Genomic DNA, 25326 nt, shown 5'->3' on the forward strand with positions numbered 1-25326 from the left:
GCTCGCCGTCCGCGCGGATGAGCATCGGGCAGGTGCTCGAGCTGCTCCGGGACGAGTTCCCCGATCTCGCGCACTCCAAGCTCCACTACCTCGAGGCGGAGGGGCTCATCACCCCCGAGCGCACGGCGGCCGGGTACCGCAAGTACTCCCGCTCCGACGTGGATCGGCTCCGCTTCGTGCTGCGCGCGCAGCGGGACCGGTTCTGGCCGCTTAAGGTCATCAAGGAGCACCTCCTCGAGCACGGGGTCGAGGGCGACGGGGAGATCACCTCGATCGCCTCCCGGCCCGGTCCCTCGGCGACGATGCACGCCGTGCGGCTGGACCGCAGCGGCCTCTGCTCCCGCGCCGCGGTGGACGACGCCTTCCTCGTCGAGCTCGAGCAGTACGGGATGCTCCCCGAGGGTCAGCTCTTCTACGGCGCGACGGAGCTCGAGATCACGACCGCCGCCCGCGACCTCGCGGCGGAGGGTCTGCACCCGCGGCACCTCGTCATGCTGCGCACCTCCGCCGAGCGCGAGGCGCACATGATCCGCTCGGTCGCCTCGCCGCGCTCGCGGCCCGCGGATCCCGCCTCGCGGGGTGAGGCCGAGGACTACGCGCGGGATCTCGGCGAGTCCATGATCACCCTGCACAGCTCCCTCCTACGGTTGCGGCTGCGGGGCAGCTGACCAGCGGATCCTCGGTTCGACGCCCCTTCGTCGGGGCGTTGGCGGGGCGGGACCGTGACCGGTCCGTGACCCGATCGCGGCGCGTTGCTTCCGGCGCGCCGCCCCTTCGCGCTACGCTGAGCCGGTGCTCCCATCTTCCCCGTCGGGAGCCGGAACCCGGAGGCAGCTGTGAACGCCACTCGCGGCGATGATCGACAGGCGCAGTCCACTGTGCCCGCGGAACCCCAGCAGGGAGTGCTCTTCGACGAGGTCGTCGACACTCCCGGAGAGCTCGGGTACCGCGGTCCTGCCGCGTGCAAGGCCGCCGGCATCACCTACCGCCAGCTGGACTACTGGGCCCGCACCGGCCTGGTCGAGCCCGGCGTGCGCGCCGCCTCGGGCTCCGGCAGCCAGCGCCTCTACGGCTTCCGCGACATCCTCGTGCTGAAGGTCGTCAAGCGCCTCCTCGACACTGGCGTCTCCCTGCAGCAGATCCGGGTCGCCGTCGGCGCCCTGCGCGAGCGCGGTATCGACGACCTCGCCGAGATCACCCTCATGAGCGACGGCGCCTCCGTCTACGAGTGCACCTCCGCCCAGGACGTCTTCGACCTCGTCCAGGGCGGCCAGGGCGTCTTCGGCATCGCCGTGGGCCGCGTGTGGCGCGAGGTCGAGAGCGAGCTCTCGGTCCTGCCCGGCGTCAATCCGGCCGACGACGCCGAGCTCGCCCTGCACGACGAGCTCGCCGCCCGTCGCCGCAGCCGCGCCGCCGGCTGAGACCGCATCGCCGGCCGCGGCCGGCACCTGCAGGCCGCGCACGAACGGCGGGACCCCGGGGGAGGGGGCCCGCCGTTCGTGCGCGGGAGCCGCATGCCCGGCGCCGCGGGTGCGCGGGGCGGCGGGCTCAGGAGTGCTGTCGGGAGTCGAGCACGCGGCGCAGCAGCGCGTCGAAGTCCTCGGTGAGGCGCTTGCCGGAGGCGCCCTCGTAGCGGTGCAGCGGCACGGCACCGCCCTGCGCCTGCTGCAGGCCCACGCGCTCCTCGATGACCGGCTCGAGCACGAGGTCGCCGAAGAGGTCGCGCAGCTCCGCGAGACGGTACTGGTGCTCGACCGAGCGGGGCCGGTAGCGGTTCACGGCGAGGCCCAGCGGCATGAGCCGGGGCGCGATGCCGTCCTCACGCATCTCCGAGGCGAGCTTGAGCGCGCGATCGGCGGCGGTGACGGCGAAGAAGCCCGGCTCGGAGACCACGAGGGCGCGGTCCGAGGCGGCGAGGGCCGTCTGCGTGAGGCCGTTGAGCGACGGCGGGCAGTCCACGAGCACGAGGTCGTACTGGTGGGTGCGCTTGTCCAGCGCCTCCCGCAGCCGGCGCACGTCCTTCGCGGCAGGGGCCGGGGAGTCCAGGAGCGCGGAGCGCCCCGTGCCCGGGATCAGGTCGAGATGGGAGGACTCACCCTCCGACCACGGCACCGGCACGATGGAGCGGTCCACCGTCTCCGTGCGCGGGGAGGAGAGCACCTCCGCGATGTCGAGACCCGTCGCGGGCTCGCCCAGCAGCCCGAGGGTCGAGTCGCCCTGCGGGTCCAGGTCGATCACCAGGGTGTTGATCCCCTGGTGGAGAGCGGCCGAGGCCAGCCCGAGGGTCACGGACGTCTTGCCGACGCCGCCCTTCAGCGAACACACACTCACGATGAACACCCGGGCAGTCTACCGATCCGCGGCCCGCAAGCCCGGTAGCCTTCCCGAGGGCCGCACCACAGATCGCAGATCAGGCGGCCGTCGGACCCCGCAGGACGGAGCAGGATGTCGCAGATCACGCACGAGCTGGTGCTCGAGGTGCTCGAGGGCTGTGCTCCCTCCGCCCTCGCGGAGGCGCGGCGGCTGGGCCCGGCGGCGGTGCGCACCCCCACCGAGCTCACCCTGCGCACCGCCGACCTCGACGCCGTGCGCGACCTCCGCCGCGTGGTCGCGGCCTCGACGACGCTCACCGCCGCGGCGCGCCGTCCCCGGGAGCTGCTCGAGACCTCGCTCCAGCAGCGGATCGCGGCCCTCCTCGAGGACATGGCCCGCCAGCGCCCCCGGCAGGTGTTCCACGGGCTCCGGCTCGAGGCCGCCGGTGCGGACTCGACGGACATGCGCCGGCTCGCCGAGGCCCTCGCCGACGCCGCCGGACTCCCCGTGGACGACGCCGACGGCGATCTCGTGGCCCGGGTGCGGCGCACCCCGAGCGGCGAGGCCGGCTGGCAGGTGCTCCTGCGCACCACACCCCGGCCGCTCGCGACGCGCGCCTGGCGGACCGTGAACTACCCCGGAGCCGTCAACGGGACGATCGCGGCGACCGTACTCGACCTCCTCGGCGTGCGCGCCGAGGACTCCCTGCTGGACATGACCTGCGGCTCCGGCACTTTCCTCGTCGAGCAGCTGCACGTGGCCGCCCCCGCGCGGGCCGTGGGCGTCGACCTCGACCCCGCCGCGATCGCCGCGGCCACCGCCCATCAGCGCGCAGCACGGCGCCGCGGCCGGATCGAGTGGATCACGGGGGACGTGCGGGACGCGCCGATCGAGGGCGGCTTCACCCGCATCCTCACCAACCCGCCCTGGGGCACCCTCCACGGGGAGCACGAGAGCAACGAGCAGCTGCTCGCCGACCTCCTGGACCGCGCGGCGGCACTCGCGGCACCCGGGGCACGGCTCGGCGTGCTCACCCACGAGATCCGTCGCATGCACGCCGTCCTCGAGCGGCCCGGCACCGCCTGGGCGCTGCGGGACGAGCACCGCTTCTTCCAGAAGGGGCATCACCCTCGGCTGTTCCTGCTCACGTCACGCTGAGGGGCGCGCGGGTCAGATGCCGCGGCGACCCTCGCGGAGCGCCGCGAGCCCGGCCTCGTCCCCCTGGATCTGGACGCGGGCGACCTCGTCGCGTCCCGTCACCCACAGGAGCAGCTCGAGCACCTCGCCGTGCACGCGCAGGCTGCCCTCCGCGCGGCGCGGTCCCACCTGCTTGCCGCCGCGCGGCGAGACCAGCGTGACCCGGGCGTCGACCCGCAGGGAGAGCCGCGCGAAGACGCCGATGCCGCGCCAGGCCGCACGCTCGACCTCCGGGGTGATCCGGCGCGGGCGCCAGCCGTCCTGCGCGCGGCGCAGGTCCTCGTGGTGGATGAGCTGCTCGAGGTCGCCGGTGAGCGCATCGGCGCGGCCGGCGGGGGAGAGACGCCCGGGGCCCTCGCGCAGGAGCGCGACCTTCTGCTCCCAGGGGAGGTCGAGCGCCGCCTCCTTGCGCTGCGTGAGCGCCGTCCCTGCGGGGCCCGGGAGCGCGCCGCCGAGCTGCAGCGTCCAGAAGCGCTCGCGCAGCAGCAGGTGGTCGAGCAGCTCGCGCGCGTCCCATCCCGGCAGGATCGTGGGCGCGGCCGGGCCCAGCTGCGCGAAGGCGTCGGCGATCTGGGCGCGCTCGGACCGGGGATCCGGGCCGGCGGCGCCGTCGGCGGGGCGGGGGTCGCTGGAGGGCGTCATGCCTGCATCCTAGGAGCGGGTCGCCGGGACGGTCACGGGGAGCGCACAGGGTGCGCGGGCGCTCACGGCGCCGAGGCGGCCGGCCGTGGCAGGCCGCCCCGGCGGGCCGTCAGGCGGGTGAGCTGAAGGCCGCGTCGAAGGAGGTCTCCGAGGTCGGGTAGTCGAAGCGGCGCAGCACCTCGATGGCCTCCGCGGCGCCGTGCAGACGGTCCATGCCCGCGTCCTCCCACTCGATGGAGATCGGGCCCTCGTAGCCGATCGAGCGCAGGGCGCGGAAGGCCGCGTCCCACGGCACGTCCCCGCGGCCGAAGGAGACGAAGTCCCAGCCGCGGCGCGGATCTCCCCAGGGCAGGTGCGAGCTCAGGCGCGTGTTGCGCCCCGTGATGCGCACCCGGATGTCCTTGCAGTCCACGTGGTAGATGCGGTCCGCGAAGTCCGTGATGAGGGAGACTGGGTCGATCTCCTGCCACAGGAAGTGCGAGGGGTCCCAGTTCAGACCGAAGGACTCCCGGTGCCCGATCGCCTCGAGGGTGCGCTGCGTGGTCCAGTAGTCGTAGGCGATCTCCGAGGGGTGGACCTCGTGGGCGAAGCGCACCCCGCACTCCTCGAAGACGTCGAGGATCGGGTTCCAGCGGTCCGCGAAGTCCTGGTAGCCCTGGTCGATGACGTCCTGCGGGACCGGCGGGAACATCGCCACGTACTTCCAGATGCTCGAGCCCGTGAACCCGACGACGGTGTCCACCCCGAGCTTCTGGGCGAGCCGGGCGGTGTTCTTCATGTCCTCCGCCGCCCGCTGCCGGACGCCCTCGGGGTCGCCGTCGCCCCAGACGGCGGGGCCGACGATCGCCTCGTGGCGGAAGTCGATCGGGTCGTCGCAGATCGCCTGGCCCTTGAGGTGGTTGGAGATAGTCCAGACCTTCAGCCCGTGCTTCTCGAGGATCCCGAGGCGTTCAGCGACGTACTCCTCGTCGTCCCAGCGGCTCGCGTCCAGGTGCTCGCCGGAGACGGCGATCTCGAGGCCGTCGTAGCCCCAGCCGGCCGCGAGCTCCGCGACCTCGTCGAGGGTGAGATCGGCCCACTGGCCGGTGAAGAGGGTGTGGGGGTGCGCCATACTGCAGTGCTCCTTCGCAGGGTGGTCGATGGCAGGACAGGGGGAGGACGAGCGAGGGGCCCGCCCCGGGGGAGCCGGGCTCCCGGGTCAGAGGGTGACGGTGCGGCCGCCGTCGGCGTCGGAGGCGATGACCGCGTCGAGCACGCGCTGGAGGGCGAGGCCGTCGGCGAAGTCAGGGGCGTAGGCCTCGCCGCCGGCGATCGCGGCGAGCAGGTCGTGGGCCTGGTTCGTGAAGGCGTTCTCCCAGCCCAGGATGTGGCCCTGAGGCCACCAGCCCTCGAGATAGGGGTGCTCGGGCTCGGTCACGAGTATCCGGGAGAACCCCTGCTCGGTCACGGGCACCGTGGTGTCCAGGAACCACAGCTCGTCGAGGGACTCGAGGTCGAAGCGCAGCGCCCCGCGGGTCCCGTACAGCTCGAGGGTGAGCGCGTTCTTGCGGCCCGTGGCCATACGGCTCGCCTCGACGGAGGCGATCGCCCCGCCGTCGAGCTCGAGGGTCGCCCAGGCCGCGTCGTCGACCGTGACCTGCTCCGGCCCGTCCGCGCCGGGCCGCTCGGGGACCATCGTCGCGAGGCGGCCGCGCACGGCGCTCACGCGCTGCCCGGTGAGGAACTGGACCTGGTCGATCGCGTGGGATCCGATGTCGCCCAGGGCGCCCGAGCCCGCGGTCTCCGCGCGCAGGCGCCAGCTCATCGGCGCCTGCTCGTCGACGAGCCAGTCCTGGAGGTAGGAGGCGCGCACCTGGCGGATCTCGCCGAGGCGCCCCTGCGCCACGAGGTCACGGGCGTGGGCGAGGGCCGGGACGCGCCGGTAGGTGTGGCCGAGCGCCGCGACCTGCCCGCGTGCCCGGGCGGCCTCCGCGGCGGCGACCATGCGCTCGGCCGAGGCGGTGTCGTTGGCGAGCGGCTTCTCGCACAGCACGTGTTTTCCCGCCTCGAGCGCGGCGATCGCGATCTCGGCGTGCAGGTGGCCGGGCGTGCAGACGTCGACGACGTCCACGTCCTCCCGCTCGAGCACGGCGCGCCAGTCCGTCGCGTGCTCCTCCCAGCCGAGCCGCGCGGCCGCCTCGCCGACGGCCTCCTCGTCCCGGCCCACCAGGACCTTGCGCGCCACGGGCGGGCCGTCGAAGGCGGCGCCGACGGTGCGCCAGGCCTGGGAGTGGGCTCGGCCCATGAAGGCGTATCCGACGAGGGCGACGCCGAGGGGACGATCGGCGGGGAGGGGCATGGAGCTGCTCCTTGCGACGGTGGAGGGGGCGGCGCGACGGGACATCGCTGCAGGGCCTCCACACTATGCCGCGGATCACTCCTGACCAAGGGCGGCCCGCGCCCCGGCGCGTTCCCTCCCGCGGCGCCCGTGCCGCACACTGGGACGGTGAAGCGGAACGTGCGGGCATGGATGAGGGCCGAGGTCGTCGAGGGGACCGAGGTGGCGCTGCTGGTCGCCGTCTCCCGGGCGCCGATCGCCGAGGAGGAGCTCACGGTGACCGCGGGCGGCAAGCCGGCGAGCGTCGTCGAGAGCCGCGACCCGGCCGGGAACCGGCTGCACGTGCTGGGCCCGCTGCCCGCGGGGACGCTCGAGATCACCTACACGGCGACGGGAGTGGGGCCGGCGCCCGTGCCGGAGCCCGAGCCCGTCGACGCGGTGGTGCACCTGCGGCCGTCGCGCTACTGCGAGGTGGACGAGTTCGGTCGCATCGCCCCGGAGGTGGTGGGGGAGCGGACCGGCCTCGGCGCCGCCCGCGCCGTCGTGGACTGGGTCCACGGCCACCTCGACTACGTGCCCGGCTCCAGCACGATCTCCGACTCCGCGCGCAGCACCTACATGTCCCGGAAGGGGGTGTGCCGCGACTACGCCCATCTCACCGCGACGCTGCTGCGGGCGAGCGGGATCCCGGCGCGCTGCACCTCCGTCTACGCGCCGGGGCTCTCGCCGATGGACTTCCACCTCGTGGTCGAGGCGCTCGTCGAGGGCTCGTGGCGCGTGCTCGACGCGACGCATCTCGCGCCGCGCGCCTCGATGGTGGCGATCGCGAGCGGCCAGGACGCCGCGGAGACCGCCTTCATGACGACGCTCACCGGGGACGTGCAGCTCACCGCGATGCAGGTCTCCGCGGTCGTGGACCCGGAGCTCCCCGTCGAGCGCTGGGACGAGCCGGTCGTCCTGCGCTGACGGACCCCGCGGCCGGGATCAGGCGGGGGAGTGCCCCTCGTCGTCCTCGGGAGCCCGGTGCTCCTCGGCGGCCGTGCCCTCGTCGGTCTCCGGCAGCTCCTCCGTGGTCGGGCGCGGCTCGGTGGCCGGACCCTCCGCGGAGCCGAAGGGCCCCTGGGGGCCGTCGGTCGCGTCGGCGCCGTCTGCCGGGACGTCCGATGCGTCCTCGTCGAGCCCCGCGAGGTACTGCTCGACCTCCGCGGCGATGTCCTCCGCCGAGGGGACCTCCGCAGTGACGCCGGCGGTGATCATCCGGTCGTACCGCTGCTCGAGGCCGTGCACCATCTCCTGGAGCTGCTCCTGCTCCTCGACCTGGGAGGCGATCGCCTCGCGCACGGGGATCGCCTGGGACTCGAGCGCGCCGACCGGCAGCTCCGGGCCCTTCTCCTCGCGCACCGCGCGCAGCAGCGCGATCGCGGCATCGGGGTAGGTCGCGTCGTGGAGGTACTGCGGCACGTGCGCGACCAGGCCCACCACGTCGTGACCGGACTCCGCGAGGCGCAGCGTCAGCAGCGCCGTGAACGGCGCGCGCAGGCGGAAGGTGCCCGGCATCGTGCGCCGCACGGAGATCGAGTCCGGCCTGCCGGCGAAACGGGTCACCGGGAGCTCGCGGGTGTGGGGGACCGGCGCGGGGAAGCCCTGCAGCAGGAGCGTGCGCTCGATGCCGAGCTGATCGACCACGATCCGCAGCGCGCTCGCGACGCGCTCCCACTGGAAGGACGGCTCGGGCCCGGTGAGCAGGAAGAAGGGCTCGCCATCGGGGTCGATGACCTCGTGCAGCAGGATCTCCGGGCGCTCGTAGTCCGCGAAGTGGTCGAGCTCGAGGGTCACCTCGGGGCGGCGCCCCGCGTAGTCGTGCACCTGGTCCATGTCCAGGCGGCCCACGACCCGGCTCGAGAGCGAGTTCAGGAGGTGGTCGTCGACGAGGTCCTGCACGGAACCGGCGTCGGAGAACGCCCCGAGCGTCACGAGCAGCGTGCGCCCGCGCAGGGACCGGGAGTCGACATGGCTCTCGTAGCTGAACAGGGTCGTGGCATCCATGATGACCTCCTCGAGGACAGGTGAAGACGTCTCCTGCAACGAGACCTCACTGCGGCGTATTCCCCCTGGGACGCCCTCGGTGCTCAGGTGAGCAGGGCCACGGTGTCCGCTCCGAGACGGATCGCGAGCGCGCCGGTCACGACGAGGAACACGATCCGCACGAAGCGCGATCCGAAGCGCAGCGCGAGCCGCGCGCCGAGGTAGCCGCCCGTGAGGTTCGCGACCGCGAGCACGGCCCCCAGCAGCCACCACACCTGACCCTGCAGCCCGAAGACGAGCAGCGCGCCGATGTTCGTGGTGAGGTTCGCGATCTTCGCGTGCACGCTCGCCTCGAGGAACCCGTAGCCGAGCCACGCGACCATCGCGATGATGAAGAACGAGCCGGTGCCGGGTCCCAGCACCCCGTCGTACAGACCCACGCCGCCGCCGATCGCCCCGGCCCGCAGCACGTGCCTGCGCCCCTCGTGCCGCGGGCGGTGCACGAGCCCCATCGTCGGGCGCAGGAGGGTGTAGGCGCCCACCGCGAGGATCGCGACGAGCACGATCGGCGTCATCCAGGCCCGGGGGATGAACGAGGCGAGACCGGCGCCCGCGGCGCTCCCGGCGAGCGCGCACACCACGAGCGGCAGGACGGTCGCGAGCACCGGCGTCACCCGGCGCACATAGGTGAGCGCCGAGGTCGCCGTGCCCGCCGCGCTCGCGACTTTGTTCGTGCCGAGCACCGTCGCGGTCGAGGTGTCCGCCGGGAGGCCGGTCAGCAGCGCCGGCAGCTGGACGAGGCCGCCTCCGCCCACGACCGCGTCCACCCACCCCGCGACGAAGGCCGCCGCGATCAGCAGGACGAGGGTCAGGGTGCCGAGGTCGGCGAGCTGGTCGAGGAGGGGCACCCGTGCACAGTAAGGGATCGCCGGCAGGGGAGCGGCCATGATCCAGGTACCGCTGTCCCCTGGCAGGGAGGGCGCCCACCTGGTGCGATGATCATCTGACCCGGCGCGCGGCGAGGTGCGGGGCACCGGGACCGGGCGCGAACAGCGCGCGCCGCGGGGTCCGGTCGCCTACCGTGAGCCCACCACCGCCCCGGTGAACCGCCGTCGCCTCGGAGAGGAGCGCCGTCGTGCCCAGTCCCACGCTCGCCGACGTCGCCCGTGAGGCCGGCGTGTCCAAGGGGACCGCCTCCAAGGCGCTCAACGGCGTCACCGGGGTCTCCGCGTCGACCCGGGAGCGGGTCGCGGCGGCGGCCGCGGCGCTGGGGTGGACGCCCTCCTACGCGGCGCGGGCGCTGTCGAGGGCGTCGACCGGGGTGTTCGGCCTCGCCCTCGCGCGCAGCTCGGAGACGGTGGGCACGGAGAGCTTCTTCATGGCGATGGTCGCGGGGCTCGAGGAGGAGCTCGCGCTCACGGACCGCGCCCTGCTGATCCAGCTCGTGCCGGATGTCGAGGCGGAGTCGGAGCTGCTCGCACGCTGGGCTGCGGAGCGGCGGGTGGACGGGGTGTTCCTGCTCGACGCCCGGCTCGAGGACCCCCGCACGGCGGTGGTCGAGCACAACGGTCTCGCGGCCGCGGCGATGGCGAGCTCCCCGCTCTCGCCGATGATCTCGCGCCTCGCAGTGGACGAGGATCTGCGGATGGACCTCGTGCTGGAGCGGCTGATGGCGGCGCTGGACGAGCTCCCGGAGGACGCCGGGCGGCACCTGCTGTACCTCGGAGGCCTGCCCCAGTTCCAGCACGTGATGGCCCGCGAGCGGCGATTCCGCGAGCGCTGCAGTGCGGCGGGAGTGGGCGCCTCGGTGCTCCACTCGGACTACCAGCAGCACGACGTGTCCCGGTGGACGCGGGAGGTGCTCGCGCTGCATCGCGAGGCAGGGTGCCGCGGGGTGGTGGTCGACAACGACCTGCTCGCCGCGCAGCTGCTGGTGGAGCTCGGTCGGGACGGGGTGCGGGTGCCCGAGGATCTCGCGATCGTGGCGCTCGAGGACTCGATCCTCTGCACGGTGACGAGCCCGGCGATCACGGCGCTGCACCGCGACACGCGGGAGGCGGGCCGGCTGCTCGCGAGGCTGCTGGTGCGCCACATCGAGGAGGGAACGCTCACGGAGGCCATCGGCCCCGGTGGGATGGTGGTGCGGGGGAGCGGGTGACCGGACGGTCACCGAAACCGGTTGCGATCGTGACCGGTTCGTGACCCGTGTCACGGGTATTTATTGGTCGTCAGGGCCTATTTTCTCTTCAACGGATCAAGGTCGATCCGCGGCTCCAACGGCGGAGCCCACCCAGAGAGGCAGTGGCCACCATGACCCATCGCGGCACGCTCGGCAGTTCCCCTTCTTCTTCCCGCCTCCTCCCGCAGCTGCCCTCCACGCGGCGCGGATTCCTCGCCGTCACGGGCGCCGTGGGCGGCGCGGCCGCCCTGGCGGCCTGCGGCGGCGCGACCGGCGGCGGCGCCGGTGGCGGCTCCGACGACGGCGGCGACCTCCAGGGCGTCGGCAACAACGGCAAGGCCGGCAGCGGCCGCAAGGGGGACGCGGCGGATCAGCTCTACATCGCCGGCTTCCAGTGGAGCCCGCCCACCAACTTCAACACCTTCGCCGGCGCCCCCGCCTGGCCCGCCTCCGGCAACGTCGCCCAGTACGTCTATGAGACCCTGCTGCGCTTCGACATCGTCACCGGCGAGCTGCTCCCGGGCCTCGCGAAGGAGTACAAGGCCGAGGGAACCGACTCCGTCTCCCTCACCCTCCAGGACGGCATCACCTGGAGCGACGGCACCGAGTTCACCGCGGACGACGTCCTCTACACCTTCGAGCTCGGCAAGATCGACCCGAGCCTCGGCATCGCCTCCTTCTGGATCGAGGCGGACGAGATGACGGCCGACGGCAACACCATCAACGTCGCGATCAACAAGGATCGCAAGAACGTGGGCAGCGTGCTCACCCAGCTCGCCCAGCAGTTCATCGTCCCCAAGGCCGTCTTCGAGAAGGCCGCCGAGGAGACCGGCAACAAGCTCGCCACCTGGGAGACCACCGAGCTGCTCGGCACGGGCCCCTTCACCCTCGAGGTCGCCGACCAGACCCAGATCATCCTCGCCCGCAACGAGAGCTACTGGGGCAAGGACTTCTACGGCGGCCTCCCGCCGATGACGAAGATCATCCACCCGATCTTCAAGTCCAACGAGGACGGCAACCTCAAGTTCCAGAACGGCGAGCTCGATGTCATCCAGCAGTTCGTCCCGCAGCTGTGGAAGATGTGGGAGGGCGGCAAGCCCGTGGGCACCTACCTGCAGGACAAGCCCTACTTCACGCCCGGCTCGATGCCGATGCTGCTCATCAACACCACCAAGCCCGGCCTCGACGACCCCGCCGTGCGCAAGGCCCTCGCCCACGCCGTGGACTACGGCTCGATCGCCGAGACCGCCATGTCCGGCTACTCCGCCGAGGTGCAGGCCTCGCTCGTCATCCCCGGCGGCGCGGAGGACGCCTTCCTCGACGCCGAGAAGGCGAAGGCGGACGGCTGGAGCTTCGACGCGGCGAAGGCCGAGCAGCTGCTCCAGGACGCCGGCTACGCGAAGGGCTCCGACGGCTTCTACGCCAAGGACGGCGTGAAGCTCGGTCCCTGGAAGCTCATCACCCCGCAGGGCTGGACCGACTGGAACGCGGCGCTCGAGATCGTCGCGAAGAACCTCCAGGCGATCGGTGTGGACGCGGCGACGAACTTCCCGCAGCAGGCCCAGGTCACGACCTCCATCCAGAACGGCGACTTCGACCTCGCCTGCTGGTACGTGGCCGGCACGAACCCCTCCACCCCGTGGCAGCGGTTCAGCGACGTCATGAGCAACGTCGACATGGTCGAGCTCGGACAGACCGCCTACCGCAACTACGGGCGCTGGGAGAACGGGGAGGTCAACGACCTGCTCCAGGCCGCGGCCGCCGCGGCCGACGACGCCGCCAAGAAGGAGGCCATCGGAGCGCTCGACGACCTGTACCGCAAGGAGGTCCCGGCCTTCCCGCTCATGTACCGGCCGGACGAGTTCTTCGAGTTCAACGCCACCAACTGGTCGAACTTCCCGACCGAGGAGAACGACTACGCGCCGCCGATGTTCCGCGGCGCCGGCAACGGCTGGATCTTCAAGCTCAAGAAGATCGGCGGCTGAGGGCACCCGTGAACCTCGGCCGATACATCCTGCAGAAGACGGGGTGGTACCTGGTCGCGCTGGTGGCAGCAGTGGGTCTGAACTTCCTGCTGCCCCGGCTCGTCCCGGGCAACCCCGTGGACGTCATCGTCTCGAACCTGACCCGCGGCGGCTCCATCACCGGCGAGCAACAGCAGCAGATCTACGAGACCTACGTGGCGGAGTTCGGGCTCGACAAGCCCCTCTGGGAGCAGTTCTTCACGTACCTCGGGAAGGTGTTCACCGGTGACCTCGGCACCTCCTTCGCGAACTACCCCGCCTCCGTCAACGACCTCGTCGGCCAGGCCCTGCCCTGGTCGGTCGCGGTCCAGCTGCCCGCGATCCTCATCGGCTGGGTGCTGGGCAACCTCGTCGGCGCGATCGCGGCGTTCCGCGGCGGGAACTGGGACCGGAGCGTGTTCACCAGCTCTCTGTTCCTCTCCTCGATGCCGTACTACTGCCTCTCGATCCTGCTGCTGTACGTGCTCGCCGTGGTCGCCGGGGTCTTCCCGGTGGGCGGCGCGTACTCGCTGGGGCTCACCCCGGAGCTGAGCGCGGAGTTCCTCTGGGACGCCGTGAGCTACTACTGGCTTCCGTTCCTGTCGCTCGTCATCGTCTTCATCGGCGGGCAGGCCGTGGGCATGCGCTCGATGGCGATCTACGAGCTGGGCGGCGACTACGTCAACTACGCCCGGGCCATGGGCATCCGCGACAACACGATCACGAAGTACATCTTCCGCAACGCGATGCTCCCGCAGATCACGGGGCTCGCGCTGTCGATCGGCACCCTCGTGGGCGGCGCGCTCATCACGGAGCTCGTCTTCAACTACCCCGGGGTGGGCACGCTGCTGTTCAACGCGATCTCGCAGAACGACTACCCGGTGATCCAGGCCATCACGCTGATCATCACCGTGGCGGTGCTGCTGGCCAACTTCGCCGTGGAGATCGTCTACGGCTTCGTCGACCCGCGGATCCGCGCGGCCAAGTCCGGGGAGAAGTGACATGTCGACTCCGAACGCACCGGTGACCGACGAGAAGTCGGCACCCCGCAGCAACCCGTTCCGCAGCTTCAACTTCTCCACCCGGTTCTGGGTCTCCCTGGTCATCGTCGTCGCCGTCGTCGTGCTCGGCCTCGCCGGCTTCCTCTACCCCACGGGGTCGGGGGAGAAGGTCGGCTCGCTGTACGACGCCCCCGGCGGCGGGCTCCCGCTCGGCACGGACAACTTCGGGCACGACGTGCTCGCCGTGCTCATGGCCGGCACCCGCACCTCGCTCATCATCGGTCTCGTCGCGGGGTCCATCGCGACCGCGATCGGCGTCGCCGTGGGGCTGGTCGCGGGCTTCGTCGGCGGCTGGGTCGAGGAGGTCCTCATGGGCATCACCAACGTGGTGCTCGCGATCCCCTCGATCATCGTGCTGATCCTGATCTCGATCTCGCTGCCGCAGAGCAGCATCTGGTCGCTCGCGGTGGTCATCGGCATCACGGCGTGGCCCTGGACGGCCCGCGCCGTGCGCGCCCAGGCCTCCTCGGTCGCCACCCGCGAGCACATCGACGTGGCCCGGCTCTCCGGGGCGCGGCTGCCCAGCATCCTGCTGGTGGACGTGCTGCCCTACATCCTGTCCTACGCGGTGATGGCCTTCGTGCTGCAGGTCTCCGGCGCGATCCTCGCCGAGTCGGCGCTGTCGATGCTGGGCCTCGGCCCCTCGGGCACGGACTCGCTGGGCACCCAGCTGCACTGGGCGCTCGCATTCCAGGCGGTCGCCACGGGCGCATGGTGGGCCTTCCTGCCGCCGACGATCGTGCTCACCCTCGTCTCCTTCGGCTTCCTGCTGCTGCAGGCGAGCCTCGACGAGGTCTTCAACCCCCGCCTGCGGCGCGGCAAGAAGAAGCAGATGAAGCAGGCCGCGGCCCGCCGCGCGAAGGAGGCCGCCGCGCTCGCCGCCGGCGAGCAGGTCCCCGTCGCCGAGCCCCGGCCCGTCCCCACCAGCGCAGGAGGAGCGGCATGAGCCACGCCACCACCCCGCCCGCCCCCGCATCGGCAGGGACGAAGGACCGCTCGGGTCTGCTCGCCCGGGTCACCGACGTCCGCTCCGTGTACGGCGGTGGCGAGCAGGACTTCACCGCCGTCGACGGGGTCTCCCTCGAGCTCGGCGAGGGGGAGATCCTGGGCCTCGCCGGCGAGTCCGGCTGCGGGAAGACGACGCTCGGCAACACCCTCGCGATGATCGCGACCCCGCCGCTGTACGTGCTCTCCGGCACGCTCGAGATCGACGACGAGGTCATCGACCTCTCGACGCTCTCGGCGGCGGACGTCAAGCGCCACCGCCCCTACCGTGGCAGCACCGTCTCGATGCTGCCGCAGGGGGCGATGAACGCGATCAGCCCCACGGTGCGGATCCGCAGCCTCGTCCACGACGTGATGAGGGCCCACCGCACCGGTGTCTCGAAGGACGAGGCGCTGGACCGGGCCCGGGATCGGCTGAAGATGCTCGAGATGCCGGTGCGCGTGCTCGACTCGTACGCCCACCAGCTCTCCGGCGGGATGAAGCAGCGCGTCATCACCGTGATCTCGACGCTGCTGGACCCCCGGCTGCTGATCGCGGACGAGCCGACCTCCGCCCTCGACGTCTCCAGCCAGCGCATGCTCGTGGAGATGCTGCTGGCGATGGTGGAGCAGCGGATCATGTCCGGCGTCGTCTTCGTGACGCACGACCTCCCCGTCCTCTCGCAGGTCTCGGACAAGCTCGCGATCATGAACGCCGGCTCCATCGTCGAGATGGGGCCCACGCGCCAGCTCGTCGAGGACCCGCAGCATCCGTACACCAAGAAGCTGCTCTCCTCGGTGCTGGACCCGACCGCGGAGACCCGGGAGCGCGGCCGCGACCGCGCCCAGGGCGGGGCACCCGTCCCCGGACCGAGCACGGAGGAGGCACGATGACCGAGAGCACCACCGCCCCCGACGCGTCCCCGGGCGCCGAGGCGGGCGGGATGATCACCCGCTCGGAGGCGGGGACCCCGCTGCTGTCCTGCCGCGACCTGACCAAGACGTTCAGCGTCGCGGGCGGCAGCATCACGGCGGTGGACTCCGTGAGCCTCGACTTCCCCGCCTCGAGCGTGCTCGCGGTCGTGGGGGAGTCCGGCTCCGGGAAGTCGACCCTCGCGCGGATGCTGCTGCGGCTCATGCCGGCGACCTCCGGGACGATCAGCTTCCGCGACCAGGACGTCACGAGGATCAAGGGCCAGGAGCTGCGGTCCTACTGGTCCGAGGTCCAGGCCGTCTTCCAGGACCCCTTCGCCTCCTTCAACCAGTTCTTCACCGTGGGCTCGCTGCTGCGCCGCAGCCTCAAGCTCGCGGGCGTGGAGAAGGAGGAGGGCGATCACCTCATCGAGGAGTGCCTAGGCTACGTGGGCCTCACCCCCAAGGAGGCGCTGCACAAGTTCCCGCACCAGATGTCCGGTGGGCAGCGGCAGCGCGTCATGGTCGCCCGTGCGCTCATGATGCGGCCGACGGTCCTCCTCGCGGACGAGGCGACGAGCATGCTCGACGCGTCGCTGCGCGTGAACGTCCTCAACGTGCTCCACGACCTGCGCCACGAGCTGGGCCTGACGGTCCTGTTCATCACCCACGACATCGGCCAGGCCTGCTACCTCGCCGATCGCGTCGCGGTGATGGAGCACGGCGTCGTCGTCGAGCGGGGCAGCACCGAGGAGGTCATCTTCTCGCCGCAGGCGGAGTACACCAAGCGCCTGCTCGCGGACGTCCCGGACCTCCGGGGCAGCCTCAAGCACCACGCCTGAGCGACCGGCGCGACAGGGCCCGGCGGGCGTGGGGGAGACCCCGCGCCCGCCGGGCCCTGTCGTGCCGGCGGGCCGGGGCGCATACTGCCGCCATGGCGATGACGCTGAGCGCCCCTCCCGTCCCCGCGGACTGGGCGCGGCACATCCCCACCTCCGACCCCGGGCCCTGGGCGAGGCTGCTCGACGCGGTGCCGCCGCGACCCGCCGAGATCGGGCAGGTCGTGCGGAACCTCGGCGCCCACTACCGGGGACAGGAGGCCGACCTGCCGGCGGCGACCCGCAGTGACGTCGACCTGCGCTGGGTCGCCGACATGCTCGCCACCGATCAGCGCCGCCACGACGGCCGGCCCCTGGACGCGGAGCGGCCGGTGGGGGAGCGGCTGCAGGGCTGCTGCCTTGACCACTCCCTGCTCGCTGTCGCGATCCTGCGCCACCACGGTGTCCCGGCGCGCTGCCGGGTGGGATTCGCCGACTACTTCGTGCCCGCATGGCACGCGGACCACGTCGTCCCCGAGTGGCACGACGGCGCCCGCTGGCGACGCTTCGACCCCGAGGTCGACCCGGCCTGGGGGCTGCTGCCGGACCCCCTGGACCTGGACGTGGAGGTGCTCGAGCACGGTGGCGCGGGCTTCGTGACCGCGGGGGAGACCTTCCGCCTGGTGCGTGAGGGCCGGCTGGACCCGTCGGACCACGGGGTCGCGCCGGGGATCCCGGAGCTGGCCGGCGAGGGCTTCGTGCTCGCGGAGCTCCTCTGGGAGCTCGCCCACCGCTACGGGGACGAGCTGCTGCTGTGGGACTCCTGGGGCGGGGTGCCCGGGCCGGGCGAGGCGATGGACCCGGCGCTGCTCGACGTGCTCGACCGCGCCGCTGCGCTGCTCGCCGCCGCCGACGCCGGGAGCGATCAGGCGGAGGCGGAGCTCCATGCGCTCTACTCCTCCGACGCCCGTCTCCACCCGGGGGCCGAGGTGGTCCGCCACTCTCCCGTCACCGACGAGGCCGTGACGGTGCGCCTGCGGTGACGGCGCGCCGCGCGCCCCGTACCGTGGGGGCATGGCGATCATCCATCGGGCCGATCTGAGCCCCACCAAGCCCGAGATCCTGCACTCCTTCCTCTCCGACCGCAGCTGGGGCGACGGCGGCGAGATCACCGTGCTGGGCGCCTACCGCTTCGACGATCCGACGGGCGAGGTGGGCGTCGAGTGCCATCTCGTGCAGGCCGGGGACTCGGTGTTCCACCTGCCGCTCACCTACCGCGCCGCGCCCCTCGACGACGCCGAGGACGCCTTCGTGGGCACCATGCAGCATTCGGTGCTGGGGGAGAGGTTCGTCTACGACGGCCTCGGCGACGAGGTCGCGATCGACTGCTTCGCCCGCGCGCTCGCCGGGGAGCAGCAGCAGGCAGAGCTCGACGTGTACGACGGCGAGACCCTCGTCGAGCACCGTCCCCAGTCCGTGCTGCTGCACCTCGAGACCGACGAGGGCGAGGAGGCGCCGAGCCTCACCGCGCTCATGGAGGACGGCGAGCCCTTCACCGTGGCGCGCACGGTGGGTGGCCTCGACGGCGCGGTGCGGCTGGTCGCCACCTGGAGCGGCGAGCACGCCGGCAGCGGCGTCGTCGCCTCCTGCTGAGCGGGCCCCCGGACGCCGTGATCCCCGGACCCTGGAACGCAGGGTCCGGGACGGAGTAGCGTCGCCCGCATGGCCACCGTCGACCCGGGTCCGACGACGATCCGCCCGCTCTCCGTCGAGAGCTGGGAGCTGTTCGACGCCCTCGTGGAGCGGCACGGTGGGATCTTCGGGGGCTGCTGGTGCACGTACTTCCATCCCGATGACGGGGAGCGTGCACCGGGCGCCGAGGGGAACCGGGAGTTCAAGCGCAGGCTCGTCGAGGAGGGTGTCGCACGTGCCGCGCTCGTGATCCGTGAGGACGCGGGCGGTGAGGAGGCAGTCGCCTGGGCCGAGTACGGGACGCCGGGGCAGCTCCCCGGCCTGCATCATCGCCAGCAGTACCTCACCGACCTCGAGAATGCGGGGGAGTCCGAGCCTGACTATCGCGTGACCTGCATCTTCGTTGATCGACGCTTCCGACGGCACGGACTCGTGACCCGGGCGCTGGACGGGGCGCTCGCCCTCATCGCCCAGGACGGCGGAGGGGTGGTCGAGGGGTACCCGCACGTGCCGCGGGAGAAGAAGGTCTCCGCCTCGTTCCTCTACAACGGCACGCAGAGCGTCTACGAGCGCGCCGGCTTCGACTTCGTGAGGCCCAAGGGGAAGTTCAACACGGTCATGCGGCGGGTCGTCGCCCCGGCCTGAGGGCGGGATCGGGCACGCGCTGCGTCGAGGTGCGCCGGCCCGGGTGCGGGATCAGGCCAGGTCGCAGCATCAGGACAGGAGCGCGAGGTCGCGGCGCACGTAACGCAGGTGCGCCCACTCCTCCTCGAGGATCGTCCGCAGGCAGTCGCCGACGGTGGGTCGCCAGAGGGTCGAGCCCCACGGGTCCGCCCGCTCCTCGTCGAGCTGAGCGGGGGAGACGCTCTCGAGGAAGCGGGTGACCCGCCGCTGGTGCTCGGCCCGCACGGCGAGGATCTCCTCGAAGGAGGGGGTGTCGGCGCGGAACATGGAGGTGCCCACGCCCATCTCGGAGGCGCCCGTGAAGAGCAGGCCGATCTCGTGGAACGGCTGCTCCTCGCCAAGGATCCCGCCGCCCAGCCAGGCGTCGGTCGCGAGGATGAGGTGCCGCAGGGTCTGGGCGAGGGACCATTCGTCCGGGACGTGCGCGTCGACGAGCTCCGGGGGAGTGGCCTCGAGCGTCGCCTGCCAGGCGTCCTGCACCGCGGCCCAGCCCTCGCGCAGCCCGTCCGGCGTGCGGGATCGGGACAGGGCGCGGCCGGGGAACAGTCGGTCCAGCTCCGCCTCGACGAACGGCACGACGTCGACGCCGTTGACGAGCAGCGTGCCGAGCGCGAGGTCGTGGCTGTCGAGGTCGAGCCCGTTCAGCTCGGTGCCGCGCACGGTGACGTCGCTGATGTCGCACCCGCGCAGCGTCGCCCCGCGGAAGCTCGTGCGGAGGAATCGCGCGCCCGTGAACTCGCGGCTGTTCTCGATGGTGCTCATGGTGCCGCCTCGTGTGGTGCCGGGCAGGATCCTGCGTGGTCGCGTCCAGCCTCGTCACGCGCCGTGGGAAGGTCAAGGGACGGAGGATGATCCGTCGTGGCGTCGTGGCGTCGTGGCGTCGTGGCGTCGTGGCGTCGTGGCGTCGTGGCGTCGTGGCGTCGGCGAGGGGAGCCCTCTTCTTCACTCAACTTTACATAACGTACATTATCGGCGTTACTCACGAGGGGTGAGAAGCGGTGAACGGGCTGCGGCGGCTCCCGGGGTGGCACGGCTCCTTACGCCGGATCCTGCGGAACTCGCCGTCCCGTCGTCCCACGTGGGACATGATCGGTGCACGCCCCGTTCACCACCGCTCGTCAGGGTCGACGGGCTCGGCGTCGCGACCGACCGTGACGCGCACCCGCTCTGACGGAACCGGAGACCAAGGATGACCACCCTCATGCGCCGCACCCTGCTCACCACCGCGACCGCCGCCGGCCTCGCCGCCGTCGCCGTCCCCGCCGAGGCCGCGCCGTCGGGCTCCGGCAAGGCGCTGATCGGCAAGGCCCGCAAGGACCAGCTCCACGTGATGACCTTCAACATCCGCATGGACAACTCCTCGAACACCCAGTCGGGCGACGCCGACCACTGGCCCGAGCGTCGGCCGCTGCTCGTGGAGCTCCTCGAGCGCGAGCAGCCCACCCTGCTCGGCGTCCAGGAGGCGAAGTTCTCCCAGCTCGGCGCCCTCGAGGAGGCGCTGCCGAAGCACCGCATGATCGGCTACGGCCGCCAGGGCGGCAGCCGCGACGAGTACTCCGCGATCCTCTACGACGCCACGCGACTCGAGGTGCTCGCCTGGGACCAGTTCTGGCTCTCCGACACGCCGGACGTCATCGGCTCCGCCACCTGGGGCAACACCGTGACCCGCATCGTCACCTGGGCGCACCTGCGCGATCTGCGCAGCGGCACCGAGCTCGTGCACGTCAACACCCATTTCGACCACCGATCCGAGGAGGCGCGGATCCGCAGCGGCGAGGCGATCTCGGCGCTGCTGGAGGACGAGGAGCTCGCCGGGCTTCCGCTGATCCTCACGGGCGACTTCAACTCCCCCGCCCAGGACTCCGGCGCGTACACGACTCTCGTGACCGACGGTCCGCTGCTGGACACCTGGGACAGCGCCGAGGAGCGGCTCACCCCGGCCTGGGGCACGTTCCCCGGCTACGAGGACCCGGTCGAGGGCAACGACCGCATCGACTGGATCTGCACGAGCGACGGCGTGCGCGCCCTGCGCACGGCGATCAACGTGTGGCGGGACGCCGACGGCCGCTACCCCTCCGACCATGCGCCCGTGCAGACGCTGATCGCCCTCCCCTGATCCTCGCCCGCCGCTCCTCTGCCCGCCGTGACCTGTCCGTGACCTGCAATTTCTCAGACACCCGCCCTCGAAGCGGGGCATGGTGTCAGACTCCTCACAGGTGGACGGCGTGGTTCATCGGACGTTCCCGTCCCGGTCCCTTCCCGGTCGACAGGCCGTCCCGATCCGGTCATTCCCGTCACCTGTGATGGCGAACGGCCGCCGATCGGGCGGCCCCGGACGGAACGAGGAGCGGATGTCGAGCACGACCACCGGTCAGGGGGCGCCACCGCGGCGCCGGGGACTCACGGCCCGAGGACGCCGCGACGCGATCTGGTTCCTCGCCCTCGCCCTGCCCAACATCGTGCTCATCGCACTGTTCACCTACCGGCCGCTGCTGACGAACGTGTACTACTCGATGCTGGACTGGACGCTCGGCTCCGCGAACGCGACCTTCATCGGGCTGGGCAACTACGTCGAGTTCTTCACCTCGCCGGCGGGCCATGCGAGCATCCGCATCACCGTGGTCTTCACGCTCGTCACCGTGGGCGGGTCGATGGTGCTCGGGCTGCTGCTGGCGCTCGCGCTGAACGCGCGGATCCCGGGCACCGCGATCGCCCGCTCCGCGGCCTTCGCGCCCTACGTGCTCTCCGGCGTGGGCGTGGGCCTGGTCTGGCTGTTCATCTTCGATCCCGACTTCGGCGTGCTCGCGTGGTTCCTCCGCCAGCTCGGCCTGAGCAGCCCCGAGTGGATGAACGATCCGACGATGGCGCTGGTCATGGTCATGGTCGTGTACATCTGGAAGAACCTCGGCTACTGCGCGATCGTCTACCTCGGCGGCCTGCAGTCGCTCCCGCAGGACGTGCTCCAGGCCGCCGCGCTCGACGGCGCCGGCCCCCTGCGACGGTTCTGGTCGATCAGCCTGCCGCTGCTCTCCCCCACCACCTTCTTCCTGCTCATCACGACGATGCTCAGCAGCCTCCAGGCCTTCGACATCCTCCGGATCATGACGCCCACGGGACGCGGCACCAACGCCCTCATCTTCGAGAGCTACCTGCAGGCCTTCGGCGGCTACTCGCGCGCCGGGTACTCCGCGGCGATCTCCGTGGTCCTGTTCCTCATGCTCATCGTCATCACGGTGGTGCAGGTCCGGTTCGTCGAGAAGAAGGTGCACTACGCATGAGCGCCCCCGCCACCACCTCCCCCGGCGCCGTGACCCCGCCCGTCGGCGATCCGCCGCCCAGACCGATCCGCCGCCGCGGCGGCCCCTTCTCCCGCGAGAACCTCGCCGCGACGATCCTCACCGGCTACGTCCCGCTGATCCTCGCGACCGCCGTGGTGGTGCTGCCGCTGCTGTGGATGATGATCAGCTCGTTCAAGTCCCCGTCGGAGATCCTCACGACGGACCTCGTGGTGCTCCCCTCGGATCCGACGCTGCACAACTACCGGGTCGCGATGACCTCCGTGCCGATCCCCCGGTTCTTCCTGAACTCCGTGATCGTCACCGTCATCGGGGCGACCCTCAAGGTCACCCTCGCGATCATGACGGCCTATGCGCTCGTGTTCGTGCGCTTCCCCGCCAAGCGGATCATCTTCGTGGGCATCCTCGTGGCGCTCATGGTGCCGCCGCAGGTCGCGATCCTGCCCAACTACGTGCTCATCGCCGGATGGGGCGGGGTCAACACCTACTGGGGCATCATCCTCCCGGGCCTCGGCACCGCCTTCGGCACCTTCCTGCTGCGCCAGCACTTCCTCACGATCCCGCCCTCGATCCTCGAGGCCGCGAGCCTCGACGGCGCGGGCCACTGGGGCAGCATCTGGCGGATCGTCGTGCCGATCTCCCTGCCCTCGATCGCGACGGTCGCCCTCGTGACCGTGGTCAGCGAGTGGAACGACTACATCTGGCCGCTGATCATCACCACCGACTCCTCGATGATGACCCTCCCCGTGGGCCTCACCGCCCTGCAGAACTCCGAGGGGAACACGGGGTCCGGCTGGGGGATCCTCATGGCCGGCACCGTCGTCGTCATCATCCCCGTGCTGCTCGTCTTCGCCGCGCTCCAGCGGTACATCGTCTCGGGGCTCACCCAGGGCAGCGTCACCGGCTGACCGTCCCCCGCGCGCCCTCTCGCACGTCTCCCTCCGTCGTCACCCCTGCAGGTCACCACCTCCCGTCCCGAAAGGACACCCACCATGACCGGACTCCCCCGCCCCCTCACCGCCTCCACGACGCGGCGCTCCCTGATCGGGCTCGGCGCCGCGGGCGCCGGCGCCCTCGCGCTCGCCGCCTGCGGCGGGCCCTCCGTGGGCGGCGGCTCCGGGGGCAGCGACGGCGGCTCGGCCGCCGAGGAGACCGACTTCTCCTCCGTCGAGCCCGCGACGGAGATCGCCTTCTGGACCAGTCACCCCGGCGGCTCCAAGGACGTCGAGGCCGAGCTCATCAAGAAGTTCACCGAGGAGACCGGCATCACCGTCAAGCACGTGACCGCGGGCTCGAACTACGAGGAGATCGCGCAGCGCTTCCAGACGGCCCAGGCCGCCAAGGACGACCTCCCCGCCGTCGTCGTGCTCTCCGACGTGTGGTGGTTCCGCTACTTCCTCGAGGGCAACATCGCCGCCCTGGACCCGATGATCGAGAAGATCGGGATCGACATCGCGGACTACCGCGACTCCCTCGTCGCGGACTACCAGTACGACGACAAGCAGTGGGCGCTCCCCTACGGCCGCTCCACGCCGCTCTTCTACTACAACAAGGACCACTTCGCCGCGGCGGGCCTTCCCGACCGCGCCCCGAAGACCTGGCAGGAGTTCGAGGAGTGGGCCCCGAAGCTCACCCAGGGGGACGTCGCCTACATGTACCCCGACCTCGCGGGCTACGCCGGCTGGACCCTGCAGAACGTGCTCTGGGGCCAGGGCACCGCGTGGTCCGACGACTGGACCCTGACGGTCTCCGACCCGAAGACGATCGAGGCCATGACCTGGGTGCAGGACACGGTCCACTCCGCCGGCTGGGCGCAGGTCGCCTCGAGCGACTCGGCGGACACCTTCGCCGCGGGCGTCTGCTCGACGACGATCGCCTCGACGGGTTCGCTCGTGGGCGTGCTCGAGGCGGCGAGCTTCGACGTGGGCGTCGGCTTCCTCCCCGCCGGCCCGGTCGACGGCCCCGTCTGCCCGACCGGTGGCGCGGGCCTCGGCGTCCCCTCCGCGATCACGCCCGAACAGCAGCTCGCCGGCGCGATGCTCATCGAGTTCATGGGCCGCCCGGAGTCCACCGTCGCGTTCTCCGGGGCGACCGGCTACATGCCGATCCGCAAGAGCGCCGACGTCTCCGCCCTGCTCGAGAAGACGCCGCAGATCCAGACCGCGATCGACCAGCTCGAGGTCACCCGCACCCAGGACTACGCCCGCGTGTTCCTCCCCGGTGCGGATCAGGAGATGGCGACCGCGGTGGGCTCGATCCTCACCGAGGAGGGCGACGTCGAGAAGGCCATGACGGACCTCCAGACGAAGCTCCAGGACATCTACACCAAGCAGGTCGAGCCGAAGCTCTCCTGACCTCCCGCCCGCCGCGAGCGGCGGCACCGCGCGAGCAGGGACGGCGCCCCCGGCCACGGCCGGGGGCGCCGTCGCGTCAGGTGAGGGGCGCTCAGGCCGCGGCGGCGTCGCGCAGGCGCGCCTGGTAGGTGGGGTCGGTGCGCTTGAGCCAGCGGATCACCGCGGAGGTCACCGGGATCATCGCGTACTGGACGAGGACCTTGTAGAGGAAGCCGAGCACCGTGTACTGGGCCCACTGCTCGAGGGTCGTGATGCCGATCGCCGCGGAGGCGATGGTGCAGAAGATGATCGTGTCCACGAGCTCGCCGAGCCCGGAGGAGGTGAAGAGCCGGCCGATCAGCCCGCGCTCGCCGAGGCGCTGCTTCATGCGGCCCACGACGAAGGAGTTCAGGCTCTGCCCGCAGGCGAAGCCGGCCAGACCGGCGAGGACGACGATCCACACCGGTCCGAGCGCGAGCTCGAGGGCCTCCTGCTTCGCGAGGCCGTAGTCGTCGGGGAACGGCGGCAGGGCGATGATCGCCCAGTAGCTGAGGGAGGCGAGGATGCTCGCGGCGAAGGAGACGATGATCGCGCGGCGTGCGGTGCGGGGGCCGTACAGCTCGGTGACGATGTCGCCGAGCACGTAGGCGAGGGGGAAGAGGATGAACCCGCCGTCGGTGATGATCTCGAGCCCGGTCCCCGGGACCGTGCCGAAGCTGACCCCCTTGGCGGCGCCGATGCCGGAGAGGATCACCACCGCCACCATGGCGGCGAGGAGGATGTCGAAGTGGGAGGACCCCCGGTCGGCGTAGACGGCGCCGGCCGGGCGTCCAGTGGTCGTGGATGCGTCTGTCGTGGTCACCGGGGAAG

26 protein-coding genes are annotated in these 25326 nt (G+C 71.8%); 18 read left to right on the forward strand and 8 right to left on the reverse strand.

Annotated features, from left to right (window positions below):
- The first annotated feature begins 17 nt into the window (after positions 1–17).
- On the forward strand, positions 18–668 hold the full coding sequence (ftsR, locus tag ABD080_RS11050; RefSeq protein ID WP_465252520.1) for a transcriptional regulator FtsR: 651 nt from the start codon (positions 18–20) through the stop codon (positions 666–668).
- A 168-nt stretch (positions 669–836) separates the two neighbouring features.
- Entirely contained in the window at positions 837–1421 is a 585-nt protein-coding gene (locus ABD080_RS11055; protein WP_137770827.1) for a MerR family transcriptional regulator, read from the forward strand.
- 127 nt (positions 1422–1548) lie between these two features.
- On the opposite strand, the gene ABD080_RS11060 is transcribed toward ABD080_RS11055, so the two are convergent.
- Positions 1549–2340 carry a ParA family protein gene (locus ABD080_RS11060; protein WP_137770826.1) on the reverse strand — a complete coding sequence of 264 codons (792 nt, stop codon included), beginning with the start codon at positions 2338–2340 and terminating at the stop codon, positions 1549–1551.
- Between the two features lie 105 nt (positions 2341–2445).
- On the opposite strand from ABD080_RS11060, the gene ABD080_RS11065 reads away from it, so the two are divergent.
- A complete protein-coding gene (locus ABD080_RS11065; RefSeq protein ID WP_137770825.1) occupies positions 2446–3471 on the forward strand; it encodes a methyltransferase in 1026 nt (341 codons plus the stop codon).
- A 12-nt stretch (positions 3472–3483) separates the two neighbouring features.
- Here the strand turns inward: ABD080_RS11065 and ABD080_RS11070 are convergent, their stop codons facing one another.
- From ABD080_RS11070 to ABD080_RS11080, 3 genes are all read right to left on the reverse strand, one after another.
- Positions 3484–4152: a TIGR03085 family metal-binding protein gene (locus tag ABD080_RS11070; RefSeq protein ID WP_137770824.1), complete on the reverse strand. Its 669-nt coding sequence runs from the start codon at positions 4150–4152 to the stop codon at positions 3484–3486.
- 109 nt (positions 4153–4261) lie between these two features.
- The gene (locus ABD080_RS11075; protein ID WP_343904906.1) at positions 4262–5263 is read right to left on the reverse strand and encodes a sugar phosphate isomerase/epimerase family protein; all 1002 of its coding nucleotides are present in this window, start codon (positions 5261–5263) and stop codon (positions 4262–4264) included.
- A gap of 87 nt (positions 5264–5350) precedes the next feature.
- A complete protein-coding gene (locus ABD080_RS11080) occupies positions 5351–6490 on the reverse strand; it encodes a Gfo/Idh/MocA family protein (RefSeq protein WP_343904907.1) in 1140 nt (379 codons plus the stop codon).
- Between the two features lie 147 nt (positions 6491–6637).
- On the opposite strand from ABD080_RS11080, the gene ABD080_RS11085 reads away from it, so the two are divergent.
- A complete protein-coding gene (locus ABD080_RS11085; RefSeq protein WP_343904908.1) occupies positions 6638–7435 on the forward strand; it encodes a transglutaminase-like domain-containing protein in 798 nt (265 codons plus the stop codon).
- An 18-nt stretch (positions 7436–7453) separates the two neighbouring features.
- Here ABD080_RS11085 and ABD080_RS11090 read toward each other — a convergent pair whose 3' ends face one another.
- Positions 7454–8515: a PAC2 family protein gene (locus tag ABD080_RS11090; protein WP_137770821.1), complete on the reverse strand. Its 1062-nt coding sequence runs from the start codon at positions 8513–8515 to the stop codon at positions 7454–7456.
- A gap of 83 nt (positions 8516–8598) precedes the next feature.
- A complete protein-coding gene (locus tag ABD080_RS11095) occupies positions 8599–9402 on the reverse strand; it encodes a TSUP family transporter (protein WP_343904910.1) in 804 nt (267 codons plus the stop codon).
- 227 nt (positions 9403–9629) lie between these two features.
- Between ABD080_RS11095 and ABD080_RS11100 the strand changes: the two genes are divergently transcribed.
- The 9 genes from ABD080_RS11100 (at position 9630) to ABD080_RS11140 (ending at position 18788) form a co-directional block, all read left to right on the forward strand.
- Positions 9630–10652, forward strand: coding sequence for a LacI family DNA-binding transcriptional regulator (locus ABD080_RS11100; RefSeq protein WP_343904912.1), 1023 nt, complete (start codon positions 9630–9632; stop codon positions 10650–10652).
- A 152-nt stretch (positions 10653–10804) separates the two neighbouring features.
- Positions 10805–12658, forward strand: coding sequence for an ABC transporter substrate-binding protein (locus ABD080_RS11105; protein ID WP_343904914.1), 1854 nt, complete (start codon positions 10805–10807; stop codon positions 12656–12658).
- Positions 12659–12666: 8 nt separating this feature from the next.
- Positions 12667–13677, forward strand: a complete 1011-nt coding sequence (locus ABD080_RS11110) for an ABC transporter permease (protein ID WP_259359932.1) — start codon at positions 12667–12669, stop codon at positions 13675–13677.
- Between the two features lies 1 nt (position 13678).
- Entirely contained in the window at positions 13679–14683 is a 1005-nt protein-coding gene (locus tag ABD080_RS11115; RefSeq protein ID WP_343904917.1) for an ABC transporter permease, read from the forward strand.
- Positions 14680–15615, forward strand: a complete 936-nt coding sequence (locus ABD080_RS11120) for an ABC transporter ATP-binding protein (protein ID WP_343904919.1) — start codon at positions 14680–14682, stop codon at positions 15613–15615. The genes ABD080_RS11115 and ABD080_RS11120 overlap by 4 nt, the downstream gene beginning before the upstream one ends.
- On the forward strand, positions 15612–16475 hold the full coding sequence (locus ABD080_RS11125) for an ABC transporter ATP-binding protein (RefSeq protein ID WP_343904921.1): 864 nt from the start codon (positions 15612–15614) through the stop codon (positions 16473–16475). Before ABD080_RS11120 ends, ABD080_RS11125 begins: the two co-directional genes overlap by 4 nt.
- Positions 16476–16567: 92 nt before the next feature.
- Positions 16568–17494, forward strand: a complete 927-nt coding sequence (locus ABD080_RS11130) for a transglutaminase-like domain-containing protein (RefSeq protein ID WP_343904923.1) — start codon at positions 16568–16570, stop codon at positions 17492–17494.
- 31 nt (positions 17495–17525) lie between these two features.
- The gene (locus ABD080_RS11135; protein WP_343904925.1) at positions 17526–18104 is read left to right on the forward strand and encodes a CG0192-related protein; all 579 of its coding nucleotides are present in this window, start codon (positions 17526–17528) and stop codon (positions 18102–18104) included.
- 69 nt (positions 18105–18173) lie between these two features.
- Positions 18174–18788: a GNAT family N-acetyltransferase gene (locus tag ABD080_RS11140; RefSeq protein ID WP_343904927.1), complete on the forward strand. Its 615-nt coding sequence runs from the start codon at positions 18174–18176 to the stop codon at positions 18786–18788.
- A 69-nt stretch (positions 18789–18857) separates the two neighbouring features.
- Here the strand turns inward: ABD080_RS11140 and ABD080_RS11145 are convergent, their stop codons facing one another.
- Positions 18858–19589: a DinB family protein gene (locus tag ABD080_RS11145; protein ID WP_343904929.1), complete on the reverse strand. Its 732-nt coding sequence runs from the start codon at positions 19587–19589 to the stop codon at positions 18858–18860.
- A 35-nt stretch (positions 19590–19624) separates the two neighbouring features.
- On the opposite strand from ABD080_RS11145, the gene ABD080_RS11150 reads away from it, so the two are divergent.
- From ABD080_RS11150 to ABD080_RS11170, 5 genes are all read left to right on the forward strand, one after another.
- Entirely contained in the window at positions 19625–19819 is a 195-nt protein-coding gene (locus ABD080_RS11150) for a hypothetical protein (protein ID WP_343904931.1), read from the forward strand.
- Between the two features lie 197 nt (positions 19820–20016).
- Positions 20017–20943 (forward strand): endonuclease/exonuclease/phosphatase family protein, encoded by a 927-nt coding sequence (locus ABD080_RS11155; RefSeq protein WP_343904933.1) that lies wholly within the window; start codon positions 20017–20019, stop codon positions 20941–20943.
- A 235-nt stretch (positions 20944–21178) separates the two neighbouring features.
- A complete protein-coding gene (locus ABD080_RS11160; protein WP_343904935.1) occupies positions 21179–22105 on the forward strand; it encodes a carbohydrate ABC transporter permease in 927 nt (308 codons plus the stop codon).
- Entirely contained in the window at positions 22102–23031 is a 930-nt protein-coding gene (locus ABD080_RS11165; protein WP_343904937.1) for a carbohydrate ABC transporter permease, read from the forward strand. Before ABD080_RS11160 ends, ABD080_RS11165 begins: the two co-directional genes overlap by 4 nt.
- An 84-nt stretch (positions 23032–23115) precedes the next feature.
- A complete protein-coding gene (locus ABD080_RS11170) occupies positions 23116–24477 on the forward strand; it encodes an ABC transporter substrate-binding protein (protein ID WP_343904939.1) in 1362 nt (453 codons plus the stop codon).
- Between the two features lie 91 nt (positions 24478–24568).
- Here the strand turns inward: ABD080_RS11170 and ABD080_RS11175 are convergent, their stop codons facing one another.
- Complete coding sequence (locus ABD080_RS11175; protein ID WP_343904941.1) at positions 24569–25318, reverse strand: queuosine precursor transporter; 750 nt, start codon at positions 25316–25318, stop codon at positions 24569–24571.
- Positions 25319–25326: the final 8 nt, after the last annotated feature.

The organism is Brachybacterium rhamnosum (genome assembly GCF_039526185.1).
Classification (GTDB): Bacteria; Actinomycetota; Actinomycetes; order Actinomycetales; family Dermabacteraceae; genus Brachybacterium; species Brachybacterium rhamnosum.

What these genes read in the sequence shown, in the direction of transcription:
- ftsR (WP_465252520.1), top strand. Translation starts at nt 18, where the DNA reads ATGAGCATCGGGCAGGTGCTCGAGCTGCTCCGGGACGAGTTCCCCGAT.
- ABD080_RS11065 (WP_137770825.1), top strand. Translation starts at nt 2,446, where the DNA reads ATGTCGCAGATCACGCACGAGCTGGTGCTCGAGGTGCTCGAGGGCTGT.
- ABD080_RS11070 (WP_137770824.1), bottom strand. Translation starts at nt 4,152, where the DNA reads ATGACGCCCTCCAGCGACCCCCGCCCCGCCGACGGCGCCGCCGGCCCG.
- ABD080_RS11075 (WP_343904906.1), bottom strand. Translation starts at nt 5,263, where the DNA reads ATGGCGCACCCCCACACCCTCTTCACCGGCCAGTGGGCCGATCTCACC.
- ABD080_RS11080 (WP_343904907.1), bottom strand. Translation starts at nt 6,490, where the DNA reads ATGCCCCTCCCCGCCGATCGTCCCCTCGGCGTCGCCCTCGTCGGATAC.
- ABD080_RS11090 (WP_137770821.1), bottom strand. Translation starts at nt 8,515, where the DNA reads ATGGATGCCACGACCCTGTTCAGCTACGAGAGCCATGTCGACTCCCGG.
- ABD080_RS11105 (WP_343904914.1), top strand. Translation starts at nt 10,805, where the DNA reads ATGACCCATCGCGGCACGCTCGGCAGTTCCCCTTCTTCTTCCCGCCTC.
- ABD080_RS11115 (WP_343904917.1), top strand. Translation starts at nt 13,679, where the DNA reads ATGTCGACTCCGAACGCACCGGTGACCGACGAGAAGTCGGCACCCCGC.
- ABD080_RS11120 (WP_343904919.1), top strand. Translation starts at nt 14,680, where the DNA reads ATGAGCCACGCCACCACCCCGCCCGCCCCCGCATCGGCAGGGACGAAG.
- ABD080_RS11125 (WP_343904921.1), top strand. Translation starts at nt 15,612, where the DNA reads ATGACCGAGAGCACCACCGCCCCCGACGCGTCCCCGGGCGCCGAGGCG.
- ABD080_RS11130 (WP_343904923.1), top strand. Translation starts at nt 16,568, where the DNA reads ATGGCGATGACGCTGAGCGCCCCTCCCGTCCCCGCGGACTGGGCGCGG.
- ABD080_RS11135 (WP_343904925.1), top strand. Translation starts at nt 17,526, where the DNA reads ATGGCGATCATCCATCGGGCCGATCTGAGCCCCACCAAGCCCGAGATC.
- ABD080_RS11140 (WP_343904927.1), top strand. Translation starts at nt 18,174, where the DNA reads ATGGCCACCGTCGACCCGGGTCCGACGACGATCCGCCCGCTCTCCGTC.
- ABD080_RS11145 (WP_343904929.1), bottom strand. Translation starts at nt 19,589, where the DNA reads ATGAGCACCATCGAGAACAGCCGCGAGTTCACGGGCGCGCGATTCCTC.
- ABD080_RS11155 (WP_343904933.1), top strand. Translation starts at nt 20,017, where the DNA reads ATGACCACCCTCATGCGCCGCACCCTGCTCACCACCGCGACCGCCGCC.
- ABD080_RS11160 (WP_343904935.1), top strand. Translation starts at nt 21,179, where the DNA reads ATGTCGAGCACGACCACCGGTCAGGGGGCGCCACCGCGGCGCCGGGGA.
- ABD080_RS11165 (WP_343904937.1), top strand. Translation starts at nt 22,102, where the DNA reads ATGAGCGCCCCCGCCACCACCTCCCCCGGCGCCGTGACCCCGCCCGTC.
- ABD080_RS11170 (WP_343904939.1), top strand. Translation starts at nt 23,116, where the DNA reads ATGACCGGACTCCCCCGCCCCCTCACCGCCTCCACGACGCGGCGCTCC.